This window comes from Bryobacter aggregatus MPL3, assembly GCF_000702445.1.
Lineage (GTDB): Bacteria > Acidobacteriota > Terriglobia > Bryobacterales > Bryobacteraceae > Bryobacter > Bryobacter aggregatus.
On the sequence record NZ_JNIF01000004.1, the window covers coordinates 235,104 to 258,763 of the forward strand.

Here is a 23,660-nt window from a genome sequence, read left to right on the forward strand (position 1 = left end):
CATTTTGTTGCAAGTGTTGTCAGCATGGCAGGTTTTTAGTAGCCTGAGAATCGCTGGATTTTCAGCTATGGATCAAGAATCGACAGTCCGGGCCGTTGCAGGACTCACCGCTTTGCTGCTGGTTGCTATTCTCATCATGCGCCGCAAGGGCGGTAAGAAGCCGACGAATAGAAAAGACGATATCTCAGAATGAAGGCAAAAGGAATCGGAGCCGCGCCGCAGATCGCGAAAGAATTCTGCAAGTTCCGGCTTGAGGTGCGGCCGAGCAAGATCCATCGCTGGGGTGTGTTTGCCCTGGAGGCGATTCCCAAGGGCCGCAAAGTGATGGAGTACACCGGAAAACTGGTGAGCCGCAAGGAAGGGAAGCGGCGTGCGGAATCCAACCAGATCCATTGCCTGTTTACAGTAGACCCCTATTGGTATATCGATGGCGCTGAAGGGGGAAGTGGCGCGGAGTTTGTGAACCACTGCTGTGAACCGAGTCTCGAATCACGGGTGGAGAAGCGGCAGGTCTTCTACTTTGCGCTGCGCGATATCCAGGCCGGTGAGGAACTAAGCCTCGATTATCACTTTGGGAAGAACCAGGAACGGGTGGTTTGCGGGTGCGGGTCGCCAAAGTGCCGGGGCACGATCAATTTGCTGGAGTAGGGGAAGCTGGATTTGAGATCACGGGCATGGCGGGTTGTTGCCGTTTTGCCCGGTACCCCGACTGGCCCCGCACCGGTGAGACGGGCGAGGCCGTTTGCTTGGGGCTGCTTATTCTGTGGAATCTGTTCCTGGTGAGTTGTTAAGACCGCCAGATGGGAGGGAGCCGGTCGCTGGCTGCCGACCAGTGGGGAAGTGAAGTCGTCTGCTCGAGAACGAGCACACGATTGTATTTGGCCAGACGCTCCGAACGGGTGATCGAGCCGACCTTCAATTGCGCCATTCCCGAGGCGATCGCCAGATCGGTGAGGAATGTGTCTTCCGTCTCTCCGCTGCGGGCGCTGATGACGGCCCGCCAGTTGCTCGCCCGCGCTTTGTCGATGACGGCAAAGGTTTCGGTGAGGGTTCCGATCTGGTTCATCTTGACGAGCACCGCGTTGGCGGCCTTGCTGGCGATGGCGCGCTGCAGCCGTTCGGGGTTGGTGGTGAGGAAGTCGTCGCCGATGATCTGTGCGTGTTCACCTAAGCGGTGTGTGAGTTCGGGCCATTCCGACCAGGCATTCTGTTCGAGACCGTCTTCAATCGAGACCACCGGGTACTTGCGGCACCAGCCTGCCAGGAGATCGATGAAGTCGCGGGCTGGCATGCTGCGGCCTTCTGAACGGAGGGCGTATTCCCCGCCGGCAAAAAAGTGCGAGGCGGCGACGTCGAGGGCGATTGAGACCTGTGACCCGGGCGCAAGTCCGCTTTTCTCGATCGCTTCGGTGAGAATGGCAAGCGCCTGCTCATTGGTGGCGAGTCGTGGTCCCCAGCCGCCTTCGTCCGCTACTCCTGTGAAGTAAGCTCCTTTTTCCTCTAGCAGTTCCCTGGTTTTTCTATGGATCTTCGTGATCCACTCCATCGCCTCTGCAAAGCTGCCGGCGGCGTGAGGAATGGCGAGAAAATCCTGGAATTCCATGGCGCGGGCGGCATGCAGGCCTCCGCTCAGGATGTTGACCATCGGGAGTGGTAGGACGGCCTTGCGATTGCCGGCGAGGTGGCTCCAGAGCGGTACTTTCCGGCTGTGCGCGGCGGCGCGGGCGGTGGCGCAGGAGATGGCAAGGATCGCATTCGCCCCGAGGCGGGATTTGTTCGGGGTACCGTCGAGATCGATCATCAACTGGTCGATGGTGGCCTGGTCAAAGACGCTCTTCCCCTCGAGGGCAGGAGCGAGGATCGTTTCGATATTGTGGCAGGCCTTGCGGACACCGAGTCCGTTATAGCGTTGAGGATCGCCGTCGCGCAGCTCGTGGGCCTCGCTCGCACCGGTGGAGGCGCCAGACGGGACCTGGGCGCTAGCGCTGAGTCCGCTGCTGAGGGTGAGATGGGCTTCGACGGTGGGGCGGCCCCGGCTATCGAGGACTTCAAAGGCTTGGATGGAGGAAATCTTATTCATGAAAGGAATCTGCTTGCATTTCGAAAACTTCGGCGATGGTGGGCGGCGGGTGTTGGATGAGGTCGCGGGCAAAGCGGCGGGCCTGGTCGCGCTCGTGGGGGCGCAAGTATTCGGCTGGGCTTTTGCCGTCGATGCGGGCGAGGTGGAGGCAGCCGAGATGCCGTAGGGTGGCGGCCTCGATCCAATCGGATTGGCTTCGTTTGAGTTCGTTGAAATAGGTGAGGGCGGCCTGGGCGTAGAGGGGACGGGCGAGCGAGTTGTGCCAGCACTTCAGCAGGAAGTGGTTGAGCAGGAAGGCGACATCAAAGCTGGGGTCGCCCCAGTGCATGACCTCATAGTCGATGGAGAAAAGCTGATTGCCGGGGTTGACGAGGAAGTTTTTGGGTGACCAGTCGCCGTGAGTGAGGCCACGCAACTCGTTACGACTCTGGTGGATAGCTGCCTCAAATTGAGGAGAAAGATCAGGATGGGCGCGCGCAGTGGCCCGGTAATAGGGATCGAGGCGGAGCTGATCGAAGAGGTCGAGGCCGGTGAATTGCGATTCGAGATGGGGGACTTCGAAGAAGACTTTCTGTAGTTGCGCCGCCTGGAGGGCGAGGCTGGTGTCGACTTGTCCGGCGAGGAGAAGCTGCTTCCAGGTGGGCGCGCTCTCGTCGGCGGCCGACATCGCGAAGAGGTAATGGGGCCGGTCTTCAAAGAGGAGGGTAGGGAGGCTACCGGGAGGCGCGAGAGGTTGGAGGAAGGTGAGGGCGTCGATCTCACGGAAAATCCGGGCGCGATCACTGAACCAATCCTGTTGGACACGGAGCTTGGCGAGCGACTGCTTGAGGACGAGGTCCGGTTGGCCCGGGGATTGGGCCCGGAAAACCATGTTGGAGACTCCACCGGTGAGCTCTCGGACCTCAAATGCGGTGTGGAAGCGGGCTGTCAGATAGGCAGCAGCAGAGAGCTGGTTCAGTTCTGGCAACCCTCCATTGTATGCGCTGTGTTCAATGCGAGGTGCGTGAGAAGAGATTCAACAGGCCCGACCAGGCAGAACTGCTCTTGCGGGGCTTGGCGGGCTCGGGACGGCCCCCCAGTTTTTCCGCAAGAACCGACAGACCTTTGCCAAAGGGAGAGCTGACCGGGACAGGTTTGCCCTCGATCATGGCCCGCTGGACACTATCGAAGTCGCTGGGCAGAAGTTGGAAGACTTCACAACGGATGGCAGTTTCCACCACTTCTTTGCTCAGACCGACGTCGCGGCTGTAGCGATTGACGATCAGTTTCACCTTGCCGCGATCGACCCGGTTCTGGTCCAGATAGTTCAACACGCGCTGCGTGGCCTGGAGGGCGGGGAGTTCGTTGGTGGAGACGAGAAGGATCTCGTCGGCATGGCGGAGGGTGGAGAGATTCCAGGCGCCGTAGGGGGAGCCAATGTCGATGATGCTGGTGTCATAGTGCCAACGGGCGTAGTCGAGGATGCCGGCGGCATCCCGGATGTCATGAATCCCTTCGACGGAGCTGTCCGGGGAAAGCATGACGTCAATGCCTTGCGTGGGGACGATGAGGCTCTTCCAGACATCGGGATCGAGGGCCTGGTGGAGCGTCACTGCATCCATAAAGCTGAACTGGCTCTTCAACTTCAGAAGAAAACTGATTGTTCCGGTGAGGGGGTCCAGATCGGCCAGGAGCATCTTGCTTGCGCGGCGTTTCCAGTGGAAGGTCAGGCCACTGGCCACCGTGGAGGCTCCGCAGGCGCCCTTGGCGGGAACGACGGCAATGATGCGTCCGGCTTTTCCATTGCCCTTGGCGGTGGGATTCTTGGCGACCAGGCGGCCGAGAACCTGTTCGAGTTGCTCGCTGGAGAAGGGATGGATGAGGAACTCGGCTGCTCCAGCGCGGAGGCAGGAGAGGATCAGGTCGGTGTCATTGCTGGGGATCAAGGCGACGACAGGGGTTTTGGCGTGCATGGTGGCGATCTCGCGGATGAGATCGAGTCCGCGATCGGGATCGCTCGCGACGTCGGCGAGGCAGAGATCGGGGGCCTGCACGTTGAGGACTTCCAGGAGCCCGGCGGAAGGAGGATAAACAGGAATCTCCAAAACTTGCGACTGTGGCATGTTTCCGCTCAAGAGCTGTTGGAGGTCCTTCGTGATGCCCTGGGAAGGGGAGATGACCAGGTATTTCCAATTGCCGGCACTTTGAAAGCTGTCGTTAAGACTCATTTAATTACTGTATTCGAATGATGCTAAAAGACTTATCCGTCGACATGAATTGAGCGGAAAGTTCAATCCGGGGAGCAGAGACAAGTCTATGTACCTTAGCTATCGTCGCCAGACCTTAAAAACATGAGAGAAAAAACACTCGAAAGATTTACTAAAACGTTTGCACCGGTGGCCGATAAGCTTTCCCGAGTCGAGATATTCCCCTACACCAATGGGGAAGGCTAGACCCAATACCAAGGCCATGCTAGCCCGGACGCCCTGCAAAGGGCAAAGGTATAGAAGGCGTTGATTTGAAAGGTTGAATCCCACCGTGACCGATCACAATCCAATCGATCCCACCTACCCCACATCCCCCGTCCCCGCGACCGTATTACTGTGTGAAACACAATCCCTCACGGTTGAGGGTGTGCGTTCCGTTCTGAACGCAACGAGCGACCTCCGTGTTAGCGGAGCTTGCGAAAGCCTGGCGCTCTGCCGGGAGATCTCCCGCCGGCAACGTCCGGACATTGTATTGATCGACAAAGCTCTTGGGATCCAGGCGATCATGGACTGGATTCAGGACCTGAAACTGGCTGAGCAGGATCTGGACCTTCTGCTGTCGCGAAATCCGAGCTATGCCGCCAGTTTTCTGCCCACGGATGCGCCGATCAATGGCCGGCTGAAGCCGCTGACCCGCACCGTGGTTTGGGGGGTGTCGATGACGGAAGCGGAGGCCTTGCGGTTCTTGCAAGCTGGAGCCAAGGGCATCCTGCGCAAGACGACTTCTCCATCAAATTTATTGAACTGTGTGCGTACGGTGATGAATGGGAAGAACTGGATGGAAGATAGCGTTTTCCGGGATCAGCCGCGCGAGGATCGCTATCCGCGTTCGGAGCTGACGCCGCGCGAGACCCAGGTGATGGATCTGGTGGAGCATGGACTGAAGAACCGCGAGATCGCCCGGGAACTGGGAATCCGGCCAGGTACAGTCAAGATTCACCTGAAGCACATTTTTGAGAAGACGGGTGTGCGGGGGCGCTACGGTTTGGCGTTGACGGGATTGCGCCAGAAGGGCGTGCTGTCGGTGGATAAAAGCGGGGAGTCCATGACGGGCCGCAGCGCCTCGGTCTAAGTCTTTCCGGCCCTTTGTTCGCGGGAGGTTGCGCGAGATCCACGTGTTAGACTCGGGATGTGTTCTCACACATTTCGCGGACTTTTCCCTGGATTTTGCGATCCCTCCCGCTCTTTGCAGTTCTCCTGATTCCCGACTCCCTGCGAGCACAGCCGAAGGCGGTACAGATTCTCGATGAAGAGATGAATCGCAACTTCGCACAGTTGAAAAAAGCCGATCCACCGGCCTACTTCCTCTCTTATGAAATGCAGGAGCAAGAGGCGCAGTCTGTTACAGCTACGCTTGGAACGCTGCAAGGATCGAATGCGAGCCAATCGCGAAATGTCGACATTTCGGTGCGTGTCGGAGACGCCAAGCTCGATAACTACCGGCAGATTCGTGGCGATCGTCCGCAGTTTGCGGGAGCGGTCTCGCTGCCGCTTGACGATGAAGCAAACGCTTTGCGCCGCCGCTTGTGGCTGGAGACCGACCGGGTATACCGTGCCGGGGCACAGCGCCTGATCAATATCAAAACCAATCAGCAGATGAAGTTGGAAGGCGATGACAAGTCTGGGGACTTCTCGCCGGTACCTGTTGTTGTGAAGTATGAAACGGTGGGACCGCTGAAGTTTGACACCCGGCTTTGGCAGGAACGTGCTCGCAAGTGGAGCCAGTATTTTGCGGATAAGCCGGAAGTTCTTGCGAGTTCTGTTGTGGTGGTAGGGCAGCGGGAACTGAAGACTTTTGTCAATACAGATGGAACGAAGCTGCAGTACGGCCGCCTGTTTGCGCGCATCATTATCAGTGCCCGCGGGAAGGCTGGCGATGGGATGAACCTTTCGGCGAGTGAGACGTTTGAGGCGGAAGATCCGAGCCGTCTGCCGGATGAGAAGCTTGTGCAGCAGGCGGTGGAGAAGGTGCATAAGAAGTTGGCTGCTTTGTTGAAGGCGCCTTTAGCGGAGCCTTTCACAGGACCGGCGATTCTGTCCGGCAAAGCAGCTGGCGTTTTCTTCCACGAGATTTTCGGACATCGCATTGAAGGACACCGCCAGAAGGATGAGACTGAAGGGCAGACCTTCACGAAGATGGTTGGGCAGAAGATTCTGCCGGACTTCCTGAGCGTGAAGATGGACCCGACGCTGCATCAATTGGCGGGGGTCGATTTGTACGGTTGGTATGACTATGACGACGAAGGCGTGAAGGCCCGGCCAGTGAGTGTGGTGAAGAGCGGGATTCTCGAAAACTTCCTGATGTCGCGCTCGCCGATCAATGGCTTCCCGGAATCGAATGGACATGGACGGAAGCAACTGGGCGCAGAGGTCGTATCGCGGCAATCGAATCTGGTGGTGGAAAGTTCGAAGTCTGTGACAAACGCGGCGTTGCGCAATGAACTGATTGCGGAGATCAAGAAGCAGAACAAGCCTTATGGTTTGTACTTCGAGGAGGTTTCGAGCGGTTTCACCGTGACGAGCCGCCGCGGGCTGCAGGGTTTTCAGGTGGCGCCGGTGATGGTGTATAAAGTCTTCGCCGATGGCAGGCCGGATCAGTTGATTCGGGGTTCGGATATCGTGGGTACGCCGCTGACGAGCTTTGCGAAGATTGCGATGACGTCGAATGACACGACGGTATTCAATGGATATTGTGGCGCTGAGTCTGGGCAGGTGCCGGTGTCGGCGTCCGCGCCGGCGCTGCTGGTGACGGAGATAGAGGTGTCACTCCGGGAGCGTTCGCAAGAGCGGCCGCCCTTTCTGGAGCGGCCGAAGGCTTCGACGATTTCGGGGGTGCTCTAATGCAGCGTCGTGAATTTGGATTGCTCCTTCCTGGCGCCCTGCTGGCCCAGCAACGCGGAGGCATTGCTGTTTCAGATCCGATTCTGAAAGCAATGCAGGACGAGATGGCGCGGGCCAAGCCAATGGCGGTGGTGGGCGGCCAGCCCCTGTACTTTATGGAATGCGCGTTGGACGACGCGAAATCTTATCGCGTGTCCGCCAGCCTGGGCGCGTTGTTTAGTGCACAGGGCTCGGCGTTCCGTGTACCCCGTGTCGCGGTTCGAGTGGGAGATTTGAAGTTTGACAACACGAATTACGTGTTCTCAGAGATCTTCATGGGCACTCGTTTCGACCCGGAACAATTTCCTCTCGACAATAATATTCCGGCGATGCGTCAGATCTTCTGGCTTGCGCTCGATCGTGCTTACAAGACAGCAATTGAGGCCGTCGGGCGGAAGCGAGCGGCCTTGCGCAACGTGACGCAGGCCGAGGTGTTGCCTGACTTCTCAGAAGCTCCTCCCACCAAACTTGTGGAAGCGATTCCGAACTGGAGTATCGACGAAGAAGGTTGGAAGGCACGCATTACGAAGTTGTCCAAGGTGTTTGCCTCTTATCCCGAGGCGTTCACATCGTCGGTGGATTTTGAGTCCTCGCGGGACATTTATTACTACACGAACACGGATGGCACGGAGATTCGCTCGACCGAATTGTTGTCGGTGGTTCGTGTGCGCGCCGCCGGGCAGGCTGCGGACGGAATGCGGGTGCGGGATCATGCCACCTTTGTTGCCACCGAGGCCATGAAGTTGAGCTCCGAGGCTGACATGGAACGCGGGCGCGCCAAGTGGGCGAGAATCTGAGGGCCATGACGAATGCACCGGTGGGAGAATCGTACTCTGGCCCGGTCCTGTTTGAAGCGGAAGCCGCAGCGCAGATGTTTGCGGACATTATTGGGTCGCAAGCGGGTGCGTTTCGAAAGCCCGTTGGCGAGCCAAGCCGGCCGCTCAATATTTCGCCTGGCGAATTTGATGGCCGTCTGAACTCGCGGGTGTTGCCGTCGTCCTTTACGGTGGTGGATGATCCGACGCAGAAAGAGTACAAGGGCAAGCCCTTACTCGGATCTTTTTCCGCGGACCTGGAGGGCGTAAAACCCGTGCCGGTGGTCCTGGTGGAGAAGGGAAATTTGAAGGGTTATCTGTCGACCCGCATTCCGACCCGGGATTCCAAAGGGTCGAATGGGCATGCGCGTCTCCCCGGTTCCTTCGGCGGCTATCTGGCATCGTCCAGCAATCTTTTTGTGAAGAGCGAGGAGGCGGTCTCGCCTGCCGAGTTGCGGACCAAGTTTCTGGACATGCTGAAGCAGCGGAGCAAACCCTATGGGATGCTGATCCGGAAGATGGATTTCCCCTCGACGGCATCCTTCGATGAGTTGCGGCAACAACTGAGTGGGGCGAGTGGCCGGCCGGCTCCCATCCCGCTGCTTGCTTACCGGGTCTATCCCGATGGCCGTGAGGAGTTGGTGCGCGGCCTGCGATTCCGTGGATTGAATCTGCGCGCGTTGAAAGATATTGTGGCTGCGGGAAGCGACGAGGTGCAGTTCGACTTCTTGGGGAACGCCGCGCCATTTGCAGTGGTGGGCGGTGGGAATTACATCTTTGGTTGTTCCACCATTGCGCCGAGCGTGTTGTTTGAGGATCTCGAACTGGAGCGTCCGCAAGTGGAATTGCCGAAGCTGCCTGTGGTGCCGCCTCCCGCATTGACGGCCTGAGGCTTGGGACGTACCGGTTGAAGATTCTATCGAGAGCGATCTTTCGTGAGATCACCTCGAGCGCCATGCTCGGGGTGTTGCTCTTTACTTTTGTTCTGTTCCTGTATCGTCTGGGCAGCGGCAAGTTGTTTGAGTTAGTGCTACGGAATTCTACGGACTGGCAGACGGCTGTGTATCTGTTTGTCCTGGTGGTGCCACCAACTTCGCCGTTCACGATTCCTGTGGGTGTTCTGGTGGGGGTCCTGATCGGACTCAGCCGGATGTCGAGCGATAACGAAATCACCGCACTGCGAGCCACTGGCTCGCCCGCCCGGCGGGTGCTTTCTCCGGTGCTGATGTTCGGGCTGATCGGGTTTATTCTCACTGCGATCTCGACGATGTGGTTGACACCCTGGTCCTATCGCGAGACGACCCGGCTGATGAATCGTGCGCTTGCCGCACAGGTGACCGCAGAGATCCAGCCACGTGTTTTTGAGGAGGGTTTCCCCAACACGATTCTGTATGTGGGCGACGTGATCGCCGGGCCAACCGTGAAGTGGCGCAAAATCTTCATGGCGGACATTCGTACCGCGGCGCAGAGGAATTCGACGGGACGCGAGTTATCGGACGAACCGAAGATTTTGCTGGCGGAAGAAGCCCTGGCCGTCTCGGATGTGAAGAATAATCGCATCCAGCTCTCGATGAAGAATGAGACTTCCTACGAGATCGGCAAGGATGGGACTCAGGATTCGCGCAACTATGCGCCTTCGTTTGAACTTGGGTTGCAGGCGAAGGAACCGAATGAGTACCGGCGCTCCAATAACTTCCTCGAAATGGACACGGTGCCGCTGTACCGCTTTGTGAAGACGCATCCGCGGGCGGAGACAGTGGACGCGCGGCTTGAGTTGAATCAGCGGATCGCGCTCCCGCTCGCCTGTCTGTTGTTGGCTTTGGCTGGGGTGCCGCTTGGGGTATCGCGCCGCAAGTCAGGCAAGAGTACTGCCTTTGTCGTCTCGGTGATGTTGGCCCTGCTGTATTACACCAGCATGATCAGTTTGCAGCAGATGGCCCGGCGAGGAACGCTCTCGGCGGAACTGGCGACCTGGGGACCGAACCTGATTTTCGTGCTGCTCTCGATTGTCTTATTGGCCAGACTGGAGCGACCTGGCGATGTTGATTTTGTGGGCGTTCTTCAGTCGAGCTTTGAGCGTGTGTGGACCCGGCTGAGGAGCCGGAAGGGGACGAGCAGTCCAGAGAGGTCGGCTGTTCTAGCGTTGGAGAGCGGGTTTTACCGGGTGGTCCGCGTGCCGGGGATTCCGATGGTGAGCATGATCATGGATGCCTATGTGCTGCGGGCGTTTGTGTTCTACCTCTTCTTGTTGCTCTTTAGCTTTGTGATGATGACGGAAGTCTTCACCTTCTTTGAGCTTTTGGGGGACATCATCCGCAACAATATCAGCAGCGCGAAGATCTCGGCCTATCTGTTTTTCCTGGCGCCGAAGCTGATTTATGACATGACGCCGGTGAGTATTCTGGTGGCCGTTCTGGCGACCTTTGGTGTCTTGTCTAAATCCAATGAGGTGACGGCGTTTAAGGCGAGTGGCGTGAGTCTGCACCGCTTGGCCCTGCCGGTGGTGCTGGCGAGCCTTGTGTTTAGTGCAGCCTTATTTGCGTTCGACTACTACTATGTCCCCGAGGCGAATCGTAAGCAGGATGCATTGCGCAATGAGATCAAGGGCAAGGCGGCGCAGACTTATGTGCAGCCGGATCGCAAGTTTATCTTCGGCGAAGGATGCCGCATTTTCTATTACAAGTTCCTCGATCCTGTCCAGAAGGTGATGGCCAATCCTCGCGTCTATGAACTCGACTGCAACAGCTACCGGATGACGCGGATGATTGCTGCGGAACGCGCTCGCTGGGAACCCAGATTGAAGCGCTGGGTCTTTCAGAGTGGATATCGACGGGATTATGCCGGCTACGGGGTGAAGGAGTTCGATCCGTTTCCGGATTCGACACGGACTTTTTCAGAGTTGACAGAGACTCCGGATTATTTCCTCCAGGAATTGATCCAGGACAAGCAGATGAACTTCCATCAGTTGTCGAGTTATGTGCAAACACTGCAGCAGAGTGGATTGGACACGACGAGATTGCAGGTCCAGTTCCATAAGAAGTTTGCGGTGCCGCTGTCCGCTTTTGTGATGGCACTGTTGAGTGTGCCTTTTGCGTTCCTTACAGGGAATCGTGGGGCGATGGCGGGAGTAGGCGTGAGCCTGGCAATTGCGATTGCATATTGGAGTGTGGCTTCGATTATTGAACAGGTGGGGAATGTCGGGCAATTGCCGGCGGCACTCGCGGCCTGGAGTCCAAACGCGCTATTCTCGCTGGTTGGCGTTTGGTTGTTGGTTAGACTTCGTACTTAGGGTTTTTCGATTTTCATGGGCAAAGCCTCTACATTTATCGTTACGGTTTCGGGTTTGATTGGCAGCGGCAAGACCAGTGTCTGCCGCGAGCTTTCGTCTTTGACGGGCTGGAGAGTGGTGTCGGCTGGCACCATTTTGCGCAAGATGGCGGAAGACCGTGGCGTGTCGTTGATTGAACTGAATCAGATTGCCAAGCACGATGACTCGATCGATAAGTTTATTGACGCGCAGTTGATTGCGCTTGGAGATTCGGCGGAGCCGCTGATTGTGGATTCCCGTCTGGCTTGGCACTTTATTCCGTCTGCGTATAAGGTTCATCTGGTGGTGGATCCTGTGATCGCGGGGGAACGTGTTTTTGGTGCGGCGCGGAGCGACGAGAGCTATGCAACAGCAGAAGAAGCTTATCGCGCCAATGCGCAGCGTCAAGCAATCGAAAACGATCGCTTTGAACATCACTACAACATCCATTGTGATGATTGGAATAACTATAGCCTGATCCTCGACTCGTCTACGCTGACGCCTGGAAAGCTTGCGGCGATCATGCTGGAAGCGGTGCAGGCGCCTGATCAGATGCCACGTTGTTTACTTTCGGAACGGCTGGTGCAGCCCCACGAGAATGAAGAGCGAGTATTTGGTCTCTTTGCGCGCGCACTGCCGGAATCGGCAGTTTCTGAATCGCACGGGTGAAGATGGCACGTCTTTAATCCGAAATGATTGAGTTACGATAATCTTCTTAGAAGGGATCAGGGAGTCTCCCGGCTTGATCTACGTGCGTTCTCATACAATAAATGCTTACCTCTTTTTGCTGTAATTGATACACTGACGGCGATGACACTCTCCCCAGAGATACTCGCTGCAGCACTTGAAGGCCTTGAGGTCCAACGCACTAGAGTTATCCATCAGATCGCTAGCGTGCGTGCCTTATTAAAGGGTTCTCGAATTGCTGATGCCCATGAAGATGCAGAGCCTGGCGCTCCGAAGAAGCAACGTAAGAAGCGCCGGAAACTCAGCCCTGAGGCGCGTCAGAGGATGGCGGAAGCGCAACAGAAGCGTCGAGCGCGGGATCGGAAATCTACGAAGAAGGCAGGCTGATTCACTTGTTTTCAGGGATCGTGGTTGGCGGATGAGCTACCCGGTCCCACACAATCGCTCTTATTGTGTTTTGTTGGGGGATCGCTCCAGATTGCGGACGGGACAGACTCACGTGTCCTACCAAGCGTTTTTTGAGATGAGCTCGAATCATCGAGCCTGATGCGCACACCATGGAATGAACGATCAGGAGTTTTATTCAAGTAGAGATCGCTTAGCCTCTTTTGGCCTCTTACAACGCTGTAGCAAATTAGAAACCTCAGAATGCTGACTTACTGTCTGATGGCCAACCAGATGCATCTGGTTGGTGTTTACGTGATGCCATTTCCGTTACGATCTACCGGAGTTCAATGCCGTCTCGATCGTTGCCCGAGGCTCAGTTCGGGTTTTCCTGAGACCACTTGCGCCCTTCCCACTGGAAGCAACTTGGCCCCGCCAATGATCCTCAAGATTCCGCTCTTTTGTTCGAATTGTACAGACGGTCTCTGGAGGACGCTTACGAGAAGAGTGAACTTCTATCTGGACCTTCTGACATCGCTGCTGTCGCCGATGAGACGGTTGGCCTGTCTACGAACTCTCTCTCTAATTGACGTGACTCGCGGTCTTTTTTATATAGGCGGTTCCGCCGATCACTAGCAGATTCATATTCTGTGTTGGAGCGCGGGTCCTTTGTTTCACCTGCGTACCGTTGTTGGATTAAGAGTTCAGATCATAGCCGTTGATGGAGAACTGACCGGCGCCTTCGGCATTGTGGTCTCCGGCTGCACGGGTGGAGGATGTCGAATTTTTTACTGCTGCCTTTTGTGTGCTACTAAACTGTCCGCCAGGCAAGAAAGTAATCTCACAAACTCGTAGCGCGGCTGTCCCTAAGAACTTGTTGAAAAATACCCCTCTACCGCGAATATGATGGTATCTGGATGAGGATGTATTGAATCATTGCTCAAAATTGAACCTGCCCGCGCTCCCGCGATAGGCCGAAAACCATTGATTTTGGGCCATTTTCCGTCATTTAGGCACACTGCTCCTGCAGGGTTTTGACTCGAAGCAGATTGTAAGCTGCGGCTGTATAAGTGACCAGCCATCCGACCTTATCGATTCCCCGCAGCTTGATCTTTTTCAGTCCGCCCGTTTGCTTCATCCATCCGAAGGCCTTCTCTACAAGCCACCTCTTGCTGAGGCTCATGCGATACCCTTCATGCCTTGTCGTACGCTGATCAATGGCGCTTCTGCGATTCTTGTTGTTCTGCGCCACATGTGGGGTCACTCCCAACTCGCGCACTGTTTTGACAAAGTCCTTGCGGTCATAAGCTTTGTCGGCCCCCAGCGTTATGCGTTTGCCGGGCCGCGCTATTTTGGCCGCCATCAATAAGGCGGCATCGGCTTCGCCATGACCATCGGCTTGCGTGCTCATCACCTCACGGATCAAACCATTGCGGTTCTCGATCACAATGTGGCCGAGGTAGCTGAGCTTGGCTTCCTGCCCATTCCCCTTCTTGTACAAGCGGGCATCTGGATCTGTCTTGGACTCGTGCGTTTCATTGCTGCGCTTCTCGCCGTGGAACTGCTTGCCATCTTTGGGGCCTTCGCCATCTTTTCGTTGAAATCTCTTCTGTCCTGCCCAGGCTTCGATCAGCGTTCCATCCACCGTGAAGTGCTCATCGGACATGAATCCAGAGGCCAACTCATTGACCCGGCTAAAGAACTTCTGCGCGACCTCTTCATTCAACAGCCGCTCCCGGTTCTTGCTGAATACGGCGTGGTTCCAAACCGGCTCATCGATCTCAAGCCCAATGAACCAACGGAACAACAGGTTGTAGTCCAACTGCTCCATTAGCAAGCGCTCGCTGCGCACCGAGTAGAAGATTTGCAACAACAACGCTCTGAGCTGACGCTCGGGCGGAATCGAAGGACGCCCCACTCGCGAATACATCTGCTCAAACTCTCCATCCATGCTCTTGAGCAACCCGTCTACCAGTTGCCGTACTTTCCTCAGTGGATGGTCCTCTGCGATCCGATCTTCAAGGTTCACGTAGCTGATCAGGGTTCTTTGTTGCTGGTCGGTTCCGCGCATAAAACATAGATGCTCTAAAATATTTCAGCGTCACATCCAGCGGCGAGTTTTTCAACAAGTTCCTAAACTCCCACTGCCAGTGACGGCCTTGTAGATGCCCGTTGGCGCATGTCGTAGCGGCTGCAGCGGCCGCATCGTTTCGGGGATCGTTGGTTGGCGGATGCGCTTATCCGCTCCCGCACAATCGCCCCAATTGTGTTCTTACTTGCAGGGATTCTTCTTGTTTCCAACGCCAGCGGCATACTTGTTTTCAGAACCTGGCTCTGTTGGATTGCATTCATCGCTCGCTAGAAAAGATCATTTGGAATCCCCATCAACCTGTAGTGAGTGGCGAGCATCTGGTGCTGTGGCACATTTACAAGGAAGAGCCTGTTCTGTGCGTGCGCTCAAACGAGACGATTCCGGCGTCGATTGCCATGACCTTTCCGGTCTTGCCTCGTATAGAGACTATGCTACCCGCTCCTGGTCCCATGCCTATGACTCGCCGCGGCCTTGTTCAGTTGGCCGCTGCTGCTCCCTTTTTCGCAACCAGGCCCATGCTCGGTGCGACCGATGATCTGTTGCGATCGCAGATGCGGCGGAGCGCCGGCTTGCTGGGGCTTCCTGGTTTTATCGCAGGTGTTGTCCGGGATGGAAGACTGTCCTTTGTCCAGGCCGACGGTTTTGCCGATCTGGAGAGCCAGACGCCAATGCGCCAGGATCATATCTTTTATCTGGCTTCTCTGACAAAAACGTTCAGTGCCGTGATGATGATGCAATTGGTCCAAGAGAAGAAGATCTCCCTGGACGACTACGTGCTGGATTATCCGTTTTTGTCCTTAGGCCTCACGCCAGATCGGCTGGTTGATCCGGAGGTGAAGCTCAAGCATATTCTCAGCCATAGTTCACAAGGCAAGCCCGGGGACAATTTTGTGTATAGCGGGAGCCGCTACAACTTTGTGTACGGGGTCTTTGAGAAGTTAAGCGGCAACACGAACCACTACCTGGCTTGTGCCCAAGAGTTTCGTCAGCGTGTCGAAGAACCGCTTGGCATGACATCGACTTTGGCCGGATATCCTGCGGACATTAAGGATCGGCGCATTGCTCGCATTGCGACGCCATACTTCCTCGATGCGGCGCATCCGACCGCGACCAGAGATGGCGGGGCATCTGGGGCGACGACCTTATTTCCTTCAACAGGACTGCTGAGCACGGTGGACGATCTTTCCAAATATATGACTGCGCTGGACGAGAATGCCCTGCTCTCCTCGGAAAGCTATGCGCGGCTGACCACGCCCTATACGCTGAACGACGGGCGTCTCAGCCCCTACGGCCTTGGGTGGAGCACGCAGACAATTGGCGGCCACGCACTGCATTGGCATTACGGCTATGGCGATTCCTATTCGGCTCTGCTGGTGCGAGTGCCTGAGAAGAAGACTTCTTTTATTTTTCTCTCGAATACGGGAGCAGCTTCGGCACCCTTTCTGCTGGGTTATGGCAACTTGCTGACCTCGCCATTTGCCGTCGCATTTCTGGACAGCGTGCTGCCGGGATTGCTCTCGAGTGCAGATCGAGATTTTTCGGAGATGTTTCTGCTGCGCTATACGGAAGCAGCTTTCGGGCGCCATCCGGGCGAGGCGAAGAGTCTTCTCAGAAGGCTGTGTTCCACCGCGCCAGCCCGATTCCAGAAAAGCGATGGGGCAACGATCCATCTTCTTTCTGAACTATCTGATCCAGCATTCTCAAAGGAGATGGACAGTCTGGCCGAAGCTTATCGCGAGGCCGGAGCTTTTTGTCCGGAGACCAGCCTGGCGATTGCTGATTACTACGGAAAGACCGGCAAGGTGGCGAAGCGGGATGTCATCCTTCGCCAGATTGCTGATCGCACAGGCTACGGCGAAGAGCGGGCGACGCGTGATGCCTGTGTCCGGCTTGGCACCGAACTCCTTCGAAGCGGAAAGACAGAAGAAGGCCGAAAGTATTTATGGATGGCAGCACGATATGCCAAGACAAGTGGCGAAAGTATCGAAGCTCAGGAACGAATTGTGCGGAGCTTGAAACTCTAAATCCCAGGCGATCACTCGGGCTGCTTCTTTACATAAGCTGTGCCGCCGATGACGAGCAACTTCATATCCTGTGTCGGAGCCAGGATTCTCTGCTTCACCTGAGTGCCGCTATTGAACTGAAGCATCAGATCATAGCCGTTGATCGAGAAGTGGCCGGCACCTTCGGAATTGCGGTATCCGGTGGCACTTGTGGTGGAGGTGGAACTGGTCACTGCCGCATTTTGTGAACTGCTAAAGTGCCCATCCGGCAAGAAGCTGATCTGACGAACGCGCAGTGCGGCAGTCCCCAAGATCCCGCTGCCGGTGACCGCCTTATATGTGCCTGTTGGTGTATTTCGTAGTGGCTGCAGCGGCCACATTGGAACCCCGCCGACCCGGATCTTACCCTCTGGTCCGGGCACCGGCTCCAATGATTTGGCCTGCTGTTGTCCGATTGTAATCGTTCCCCCGCGAATCACATACTGCTCGCATTTTTTCTCAGCTACACCGGCCTGCGGACACTGAACTGCATTCAAGTCGCCCTGTTGCGGCAAACTCGTGTATACCCAACCGTTGGGGAAGAAGCGGTAAAAATCCCAAACCACTTGTACCGAGATTGTGAAACTGGGCCCGGGCACGGTTTGCGTCCTCGACTTGACGTACCATCCATCTAGCGCCGTCCCGCCCTTGTCCAGTCCGGGTGCTGCTGTGGTGCTTTGGGATGGCGGAGGAGCCGCTTGCTGCTGTATCGCGCCTGTCTTTGCATTCGAAAACCGGAGGGAACGCAAAAAGTCATTGAGAACTCCTGTGTAGCGTTGCCTTAAACTTAAGTCCGAGTGGAAGACCATCAACTCGCCAACACCTGGTGCAGGCGATTGTCCGACATACATCTTCATGGACTGCTGCCCGTGACTCGCTTGCACTCCAACCAGCTTCTGTAACGCGCCAGGCCCAGCCTCTGCGACGGCCGCGAGCGGTGTACTCCGTAGGATCGTCATCCCCTGCGTATCCTGCTTCACCCGCTCCTCCATCCATGTGCCGAGATCACCAGCCAAGCTTTGTCCCTGGAATAATTGGATATATATGGTTCCTACTTTGGCATCAGGAGGAGTGAGCATTGCCGTCTCCCCTTCCTGTGTCATTTGCCAACCCTTCGGCACCTGAAAGGACCACTCGCGGAACTGTTGTGCATATGCCGATGCTCCCATCAGCATTATGCACATCAATGCTGATATTCTTCGGTTTCGCATGACCTCATGATACTGGCAGACGGAATCGAGGCCATTCGGGTGCGTCACAATCTATCTCCGAGAGATGGGGAGTCATGTTTGAGCAGCAGAAATCGGAACTGGACTTCGATGCCAGTCGCGTTTTGCCCTATGTCGGGATGGGACTGCTGGTCCTGGTGCTCGCCATTGGGATTGGAATCGCCACCGACACAAGAGGTCTGAGTCTCTTTTATATTTGGATCCTCTGGGTCGCACTCATCGTGGTGCGATGGCAAGTGCATGGGATGCGGCGACGGCGAGAGGTCCGGGGCTTTGCGGACAAGATCGGATTTTCCTCCATCGGTCCAGCGCTTCCGATTGAGCACCCGTTTTACAGAACTTCGCTTCGGTCTACTTCCCCTCTCCGAAATGCCTATGCGGGGCAGGTGCAAAGGCGGGAGATGTTGTTCTTTGATCTCTCCGTCGGTTCCGGTAAGCACCGGTTTGATCGCAGCGCGATCGCGTTGCGTGGAAAACCGGAGGAGTTCGGCACTCTCCAATTCGGGCCGGACCTAGTGACGGAGGAAGCGGATGGATGGACGTGGGTCTATGGGCGCCGTCGGCTCCTGGAGATCGAAGAGTTGAATGAGTTAGTGCTCGAGATCGATGGCGTGATGAGACGTGACGAGGTTTGACGGTGAGTTCTGGTGACTGGACTGGGATTGTGCTGCTTTCATTACGCATCAGCTGCGACAGATCGCTGTGCGCGTTGGATCTTAAGGATTCAGTGGGCTAGGCCACACCTGCCAAACCGCAGCCGATGCTGCTCAACAACCTGGAATTTGGTTAGTTGGCCTCCCTTACTCGCTTCCGTTTGCGTCTTCCTTACTGTGAGGAAGCTTAGACTCGAGGCGACCTGTGGATTGAGACCATCGTGTTGACAATCGGGCCCCAAGTGACCTCGCCGATATAGAGCACCCGGAACGGGAGTGAGGTCCAGGGAGATGCAGGATCTTCCGTGGCGGGACTTTGAAGACGAGGTTAGGGGATGTTGAGGAGAACACGATGAGGGCCATCGATCACTGCTGCCCCTGCCAGTGTCAGGTGGCCCAGTTTCGTAATCGTCGAATGCGATTTCGCTCATCGTGAAAGCTCGTTTCAACCATCTGGTGAGGAACTGGTGGCTCTGGCAGGACTCTCTCACGTCAAGCCTCAGATGTTTGCGCTTCAATCCTAACGAGCGAAGTCGTCGCGAGGATCGGAACTTCTAGACCGAACGGCTGGGCTCATGGTGTGGATGGCGTGCTGAAGCCGCCAGACTTTGATCGATGGAGAACGCCCCAGCTCCCCGGTCCATCAAAAAGAGGCATATCGCGATTGCCAAAAGGTGGTACTCAAAGCCTTCGCCTTTCTGATTGCCACTCCAGTTCATAAAAAAGCCATTGGGGTAGTGCACGAGCGCGACTGCTACTACCATCTCAACACCGATTCCGAAGGCGGCGATGCGAGTGAAAAGACCAACGATCAACCCAAGACCGCCGAAGAATTCCGCGGCGATGGCAAGAAAGGCAAAGAGAGCGGGGATGTGCATTGTGTCTGTCAGAAAGCTCATCGTTCCGCTAAAGCCGCCGCCTCCAAACCACCCAAGCATCTTTTGCGCACCGTGGGCAAAGAAAACGCCCCCGAGCACTACTCTCAAAAGCGCCAGGCTGCGGCTATTGGCCGTTGTGCAAAGCTTGCGAAGCATGGTTCGATGTTCTCCTCTCGATTCGTGCTGCTACCTACAAGGAAAGGTGGCGGAAGCTGAGGTCTCGCAGCCTAGGAGTACTCCGCTCCTGCTCTTGTTTCAGCCTGAGTTCAGATGGATGCGCGGGGATGCGTCGTTTTCCGATTCCTGGACTCGGAGTGCGAGCATTGCCGTTCTACCTTCTGCCAATTGGGTCTCCTTATGCCGACCGGGGGATGGCGTGTCGTTTGCCGACACCTCAAGCTCGCTCCTGCGTTGGGGGCGGCGATGGCCGGGTATTGTGCCTCGGGTAAATTGCCAAGTGGAAGGATTCCCTGGGCGGAGGGGGCAATCTCGAACAGATCGACAGGATCTGCCGCATTCAGTTCGCAAGGCCCGCGCACCAGCAGAACTTTTGCTCCAGGAATGGGCGTCCCTCGCAGGCTGTCAGGTTTGTTGGACACGAGGACCTTCAGATTCTAATCCGTTGCATTCGGATCGAGGGTGAATCTGTGGCGAGGAATGGATTGCAGGTGATATTCAAGGGCCTTGATGAACCAACCCTCAGGCAGGGACTGCGGGCTGACCTCCATCAGCCCGCTCCGGGATAGTGGCGGCTGCCCGTAAGATCGCCTTCCGGATGTCTCTGTGGCTGGGGGCCTGGGGACGACAGCGATATAGGCCTTGGTACGGCTACCTTTCTGGAAAAGTCGTGACTTTACACCGACTGCCGGCTCGGACTTGTTCTCGCCCTCTGAAAGCGCCTTGGGCTTTGATGGCATCGAGCGGTGCCCAGGCTCGCGAGTCCAACTCCAACAGGTAGTCGCCAGGGGGAGGATCGGGAATTTGAAAACATCCTCTTCATCGGGCTGCGTTGGAGTGCCCTCTAACTAGGTCTGCCGGCGACCACGCTGGTGGGGCAAGAGCAGCGCTCTGACGTCAATGCCCTGCAGAGAGCTGGAATGATCGAGACCGGTCTGAAGGGGATTGGCCTCGTCTCGACCATCGTGAATCGTTGCGTCGCCGCTGCTACGTACCCAAGTGCCGTCGCGGAGGAGATGGGCACTTCTATCTAAAAGTTGCCGGAGGAATCGGATTCCGCGATCTGATCGAAGGCCCGGCCCACTGACTCGAATCAATGACCACACCACGGATAAACTCACTCCTAGACGATTCCGGCTGGTCTGGCGCCGACTGACCCAGGAAAAGACCGGCTGACAGGAAAGAGAGGAAAACACTGGAGAGCCAGGATCGTGACGCATTCCGGGGGGGGCGGGGAAAGCGGCCCTGCTCCGCCGCGTTGAGAGGAGCATTCCATGATGTCTATGATGTCCATCCCTTGAGGGGCTGTGGGCGAGGAAATGAATGGAAACAAGAAGAAAGAGAGAGGAATCTACTGTGTAGAGGAGGGAAGGGAGGTGGACAAGACGATCGGAACGAAGACTTCTCTGACTTGACGGAAATGTTTGCAATCGTACTTGCGTCGTGAAGGCCTGGTTGCTATCCTTTGTTGGTGGGCGCGAGTGCGGCACAGAGCTGAAAAGCGCCGAGCGAGTTTGATAATTTGTAGAGCATGCTGAGTGGAAGCGAAAGCGACCTGGAGCTGAGCTGGCAAGAGCGAAAAAAAGTTCTTGCAAACGAAAGTCTGAAATGTTAGACTAACGAAAGCGAAGCGAGTGGGCGCAAGAGCGGCACGAAAGCAGAGCGAAGCAAATAAAACTTGCTAAATGGTAGTCGAATCAAGTAGACTACTGAATGGCCGGACAAAAGAGATAAGCGAACGACAGAGCGGGAAGCAGCTTGTTGGTCTGAAAAGATCCGCTGCGAGAACGAAGTCACAAGTTCGTACGGCCATCGGGTGAATCCTGGTAGTGGTTGCACCTTAAAGAAGTTATCTCGTCAAAACAGTTTTTTACAATTTTTAGATGGATGAAAGAGAGCGCAAGTTCTTGTGTAGTCATCTGAACGCCTTTCGAGGCCGCCATGGCAGAGTCGTGATCTTCGGGTCCGGCACGCATGGGCAGATCTTTGACAATCTGGTTGGACGCAAGTCTAAAAGATAAGAACAGTAACAAACAGTTATTTTCGTCAAGTATTGAGTTCAAGTAGTTGCGACCTTGATCCTCGCAAGAGGGTCATTCCAAAACAACAATCCGAGATTAAACGAGAGTTTGATCCCGGCTCAGAATCAACGCTGGCGGCGCGCCTAACACATGCAAGTCGAGCGAGAAAGGGTAGCAATACCTGAGTAAAGCGGCGTACGGGTGAGTAACACGTGGGTATCCACCTCTTAGTGGGGAATAACTCGGGGAAACCTGAGCTAATACCGCATAAGTCCGAGAGGAGAAAGCAGCAATGCGCTGAGAGAGGAGCCCGCGGCCGATTAGCTAGATGGCGGGGTAAAGGCCCACCATGGCGACGATCGGTAGCCGGCCTGAGAGGGCACACGGCCACACTGGCACTGAAACACGGGCCAGACTCCTACGGGAGGCAGCAGTGGGGAATCTTGCACAATGGAGGAAACTCTGATGCAGCGACGCCGCGTGGACGACGAAGCACTTCGGTGTGTAAAGTCCTTTCGACCGGAACGATAATGACGGTACCGGTGGAAGAAGCTGCGGCTAACTACGTGCCAGCAGCCGCGGTAATACGTAGGCAGCAAGCGTTGTTCGGAATTATTGGGCGTAAAGAGTTCGTAGGCGGTGTGCCAAGTTTGGTGTGAAATCTCCCGGCTCAACTGGGAGGCTGCATTGAATACTGGCATGCTCGAGTATAGGAGAGGTAAGCGGAATTCCTGGTGTAGCGGTGAAATGCGTAGATATCAGGAGGAACACCTGTGGTGTAGACGGCTTACTGGACTATAACTGACGCTGAGGAACGAAAGCGTGGGTAGCAAACAGGATTAGATACCCTGGTAGTCCACGCCCTAAACGATGCATACTTGGTGTGAGCCATTCACTTGGTTCGTGCCGTAGCTAACGCGTTAAGTATGCCGCCTGGGGAGTACGGTCGCAAGGCTGAAACTCAAAGGAATTGACGGGGGCCCGCACAAGCGGTGGAGCATGTGGTTTAATTCGACGCAACGCGAAGAACCTTACCTGGGCTCGAACGGCTTTCCAACGATCTATGAAAGTAGATTATCCCGCAAGGGAGTAGAGTCGAGGTGCTGCATGGCTGTCGTCAGCTCGTGTCGTGAGATGTTGGGTTAAGTCCCGCAACGAGCGCAACCCTTGTCCCGTGTTGCTAATCCGTAAGGATGCACTCTCGGGAGACCGCCAGCGATAAGTTGGAGGAAGGTGGGGATGACGTCAAGTCATCATGGCCTTTATGTCCAGGGCTACACACGTGCTACAATGGACGGTACAAAGCGCTGCGAAGCCGCGAGGTGGAGCTAATCGCATAAAACCGTTCTCAGTTCGGATTGCAGGCTGCAACTCGCCTGCATGAAGCTGGAATCGCTAGTAATGGTAGATCAGCATGCTACCGTGAATACGTTCCCGGGCCTTGTACACACCGCCCGTCACATCACGAAAGTGGATTGTACTAGAAGTCTGTATAACCAGCCCAAGGTATGATTCATGATTGGGGTGAAGTCGTAACAAGGTAGCCGTAGGAGAACCTGCGGCTGGATCACCTCCTTTCTAAGAGAGACAGTGGCCGGAGTTTCTGAACCTGTCGCAAATTCCGCGATAAACGGATTGGGCCTTGTGCTTGATCCGGAGTAAGAGACAGCCTTTCCGGTCCACAGCAACTATGCTCTGCTCGATACTTTGACTATTTTAGATGGCAAGTCGCCTTGTGCGACGGCCCTGCGTCCAACTGGCCTCGATACAATTTCTATCAGTGAGATGAAAGTCTCAAAAGGGGCTGTAGCTCAGCTGGGAGAGCGCCTGATTTGCATTCAGGAGGTCGCCGGTTCGATCCCGACCAGCTCCACCAAGTTGACTCCAGTAGGCTAGCGACAGCTAGTACAGTTCACACCATGGGCCTATAGCTCAGTTGGCTAGAGCGCACCCCTGATAAGGGTGAGGTCGCTAGTTCGAATCTAGCTAGGCCCACCATAGAACACTGATAGGAAGAAAGCGAAACCAACCAGTCATGTAGTTTGGCAATTCTCGATGAATGATCGAAGAGTTGTCCTTCTAGATGGCTAGGTCGCACGACAAGTGCAGACCGCGATCGAGATCTTTGAAAACTGAATTTTGATAGGGCAACACAAGTTTATCTTGCTG

General features: G+C 55.8%; 16 protein-coding genes, 2 tRNA genes and 1 rRNA gene. 13 read left to right on the forward strand and 6 right to left on the reverse strand.

Annotated elements, in window-relative coordinates; translation table 11 throughout:
* Positions 1-4 precede the first annotated feature (4 nt).
* Both M017_RS29765 and M017_RS0120690 read left to right on the forward strand, forming a co-directional pair.
* The gene (locus M017_RS29765; RefSeq protein WP_162179996.1) at positions 5-193 is read left to right on the forward strand and encodes a hypothetical protein; all 189 of its coding nucleotides are present in this window, start codon (positions 5-7) and stop codon (positions 191-193) included.
* On the forward strand, positions 190-648 hold the full coding sequence (locus M017_RS0120690; protein WP_031500094.1) for an SET domain-containing protein: 459 nt from the start codon (positions 190-192) through the stop codon (positions 646-648). Before M017_RS29765 ends, M017_RS0120690 begins: the two co-directional genes overlap by 4 nt.
* A 139-nt stretch (positions 649-787) precedes the next feature.
* Here the strand turns inward: M017_RS0120690 and eno are convergent, their stop codons facing one another.
* Genes eno through M017_RS0120705 form a run of 3 tightly spaced genes read right to left on the reverse strand, consistent with a single transcriptional unit; the run spans position 788 to position 4,287 of the window.
* Positions 788-2,080, reverse strand: a complete 1,293-nt coding sequence (gene eno / locus M017_RS0120695; protein ID WP_051670672.1) for a phosphopyruvate hydratase — start codon at positions 2,078-2,080, stop codon at positions 788-790.
* Positions 2,073-3,047 carry a phosphotransferase family protein gene (locus M017_RS0120700; protein WP_031500096.1) on the reverse strand — a complete coding sequence of 325 codons (975 nt, stop codon included), beginning with the start codon at positions 3,045-3,047 and terminating at the stop codon, positions 2,073-2,075. Before M017_RS0120700 ends, eno begins: the two co-directional genes overlap by 8 nt.
* Positions 3,048-3,069: 22 nt before the next feature.
* Entirely contained in the window at positions 3,070-4,287 is a 1,218-nt protein-coding gene (locus M017_RS0120705) for a CpaE/TadZ family protein (RefSeq protein ID WP_031500097.1), read from the reverse strand.
* 298 nt (positions 4,288-4,585) lie between these two features.
* On the opposite strand from M017_RS0120705, the gene M017_RS28050 reads away from it, so the two are divergent.
* From M017_RS28050 to M017_RS28055, 6 genes are all read left to right on the forward strand, one after another.
* The gene (locus M017_RS28050; protein WP_051670673.1) at positions 4,586-5,398 is read left to right on the forward strand and encodes a LuxR C-terminal-related transcriptional regulator; all 813 of its coding nucleotides are present in this window, start codon (positions 4,586-4,588) and stop codon (positions 5,396-5,398) included.
* Positions 5,399-5,493: 95 nt separating this feature from the next.
* Positions 5,494-7,167, forward strand: coding sequence for a metallopeptidase TldD-related protein (locus tag M017_RS0120715; protein WP_051670674.1), 1,674 nt, complete (start codon positions 5,494-5,496; stop codon positions 7,165-7,167).
* Entirely contained in the window at positions 7,167-8,003 is an 837-nt protein-coding gene (locus M017_RS0120720; RefSeq protein ID WP_031500100.1) for a hypothetical protein, read from the forward strand. Before M017_RS0120715 ends, M017_RS0120720 begins: the two co-directional genes overlap by 1 nt.
* A gap of 5 nt (positions 8,004-8,008) precedes the next feature.
* Positions 8,009-8,911, forward strand: a complete 903-nt coding sequence (locus M017_RS0120725; RefSeq protein WP_035958740.1) for a metallopeptidase TldD-related protein — start codon at positions 8,009-8,011, stop codon at positions 8,909-8,911.
* A gap of 17 nt (positions 8,912-8,928) precedes the next feature.
* Complete coding sequence (locus M017_RS0120730) at positions 8,929-11,310, forward strand: LptF/LptG family permease (RefSeq protein ID WP_031500102.1); 2,382 nt, start codon at positions 8,929-8,931, stop codon at positions 11,308-11,310.
* Between the two features lie 15 nt (positions 11,311-11,325).
* On the forward strand, positions 11,326-11,997 hold the full coding sequence (locus M017_RS28055; RefSeq protein WP_051670675.1) for an AAA family ATPase: 672 nt from the start codon (positions 11,326-11,328) through the stop codon (positions 11,995-11,997).
* A 1,411-nt stretch (positions 11,998-13,408) separates the two neighbouring features.
* Here M017_RS28055 and M017_RS0120745 read toward each other — a convergent pair.
* Entirely contained in the window at positions 13,409-14,470 is a 1,062-nt protein-coding gene (locus M017_RS0120745; RefSeq protein ID WP_031495380.1) for an IS5 family transposase, read from the reverse strand.
* A gap of 470 nt (positions 14,471-14,940) precedes the next feature.
* Here M017_RS0120745 and M017_RS0120750 point away from each other — a divergent pair, with 470 nt between their 5' ends.
* Complete coding sequence (locus M017_RS0120750; protein ID WP_031500106.1) at positions 14,941-16,515, forward strand: serine hydrolase domain-containing protein; 1,575 nt, start codon at positions 14,941-14,943, stop codon at positions 16,513-16,515.
* A gap of 11 nt (positions 16,516-16,526) precedes the next feature.
* Here M017_RS0120750 and M017_RS0120755 read toward each other — a convergent pair whose 3' ends face one another.
* Positions 16,527-17,702, reverse strand: a complete 1,176-nt coding sequence (locus M017_RS0120755; protein WP_155121538.1) for a hypothetical protein — start codon at positions 17,700-17,702, stop codon at positions 16,527-16,529.
* Positions 17,703-17,818: 116 nt separating this feature from the next.
* Between M017_RS0120755 and M017_RS0120760 the strand changes: the two genes are divergently transcribed.
* Complete coding sequence (locus tag M017_RS0120760; RefSeq protein ID WP_031500111.1) at positions 17,819-18,397, forward strand: hypothetical protein; 579 nt, start codon at positions 17,819-17,821, stop codon at positions 18,395-18,397.
* Between the two features lie 572 nt (positions 18,398-18,969).
* Here M017_RS0120760 and M017_RS0120765 read toward each other — a convergent pair.
* Complete coding sequence (locus M017_RS0120765; protein ID WP_031500113.1) at positions 18,970-19,449, reverse strand: DoxX family protein; 480 nt, start codon at positions 19,447-19,449, stop codon at positions 18,970-18,972.
* 2,138 nt (positions 19,450-21,587) lie between these two features.
* Between M017_RS0120765 and M017_RS0120785 the strand changes: the two genes are divergently transcribed.
* The 3 genes from M017_RS0120785 to M017_RS0120795 all read left to right on the forward strand — a co-directional run bounded on the left by M017_RS0120785 (position 21,588) and on the right by M017_RS0120795 (position 23,489).
* A 16S ribosomal RNA gene (locus M017_RS0120785) occupies positions 21,588-23,069 on the forward strand.
* 222 nt (positions 23,070-23,291) lie between these two features.
* Positions 23,292-23,367 (forward strand) — tRNA-Ala (locus M017_RS0120790).
* Between the two features lie 45 nt (positions 23,368-23,412).
* A tRNA-Ile gene (locus tag M017_RS0120795) sits at positions 23,413-23,489 on the forward strand.
* Positions 23,490-23,660: the final 171 nt, after the last annotated feature.

Coding starts and splice junctions, on each gene's coding strand:
- M017_RS0120690 (WP_031500094.1), top strand. CDS start 190: ATGAAGGCAAAAGGAATCGGAGCCGCGCCGCAGATCGCGAAAGAATTC.
- eno (WP_051670672.1), bottom strand. CDS start 2,080: ATGAATAAGATTTCCTCCATCCAAGCCTTTGAAGTCCTCGATAGCCGG.
- M017_RS0120705 (WP_031500097.1), bottom strand. CDS start 4,287: ATGAGTCTTAACGACAGCTTTCAAAGTGCCGGCAATTGGAAATACCTG.
- M017_RS0120720 (WP_031500100.1), top strand. CDS start 7,167: ATGCAGCGTCGTGAATTTGGATTGCTCCTTCCTGGCGCCCTGCTGGCC.
- M017_RS0120725 (WP_035958740.1), top strand. CDS start 8,009: ATGACGAATGCACCGGTGGGAGAATCGTACTCTGGCCCGGTCCTGTTT.
- M017_RS28055 (WP_051670675.1), top strand. CDS start 11,326: ATGGGCAAAGCCTCTACATTTATCGTTACGGTTTCGGGTTTGATTGGC.
- M017_RS0120745 (WP_031495380.1), bottom strand. CDS start 14,470: ATGCGCGGAACCGACCAGCAACAAAGAACCCTGATCAGCTACGTGAAC.
- M017_RS0120750 (WP_031500106.1), top strand. CDS start 14,941: ATGCCTATGACTCGCCGCGGCCTTGTTCAGTTGGCCGCTGCTGCTCCC.
- M017_RS0120755 (WP_155121538.1), bottom strand. CDS start 17,702: ATGGGAGCATCGGCATATGCACAACAGTTCCGCGAGTGGTCCTTTCAG.
- M017_RS0120760 (WP_031500111.1), top strand. CDS start 17,819: ATGTTTGAGCAGCAGAAATCGGAACTGGACTTCGATGCCAGTCGCGTT.
- M017_RS0120765 (WP_031500113.1), bottom strand. CDS start 19,449: ATGCTTCGCAAGCTTTGCACAACGGCCAATAGCCGCAGCCTGGCGCTT.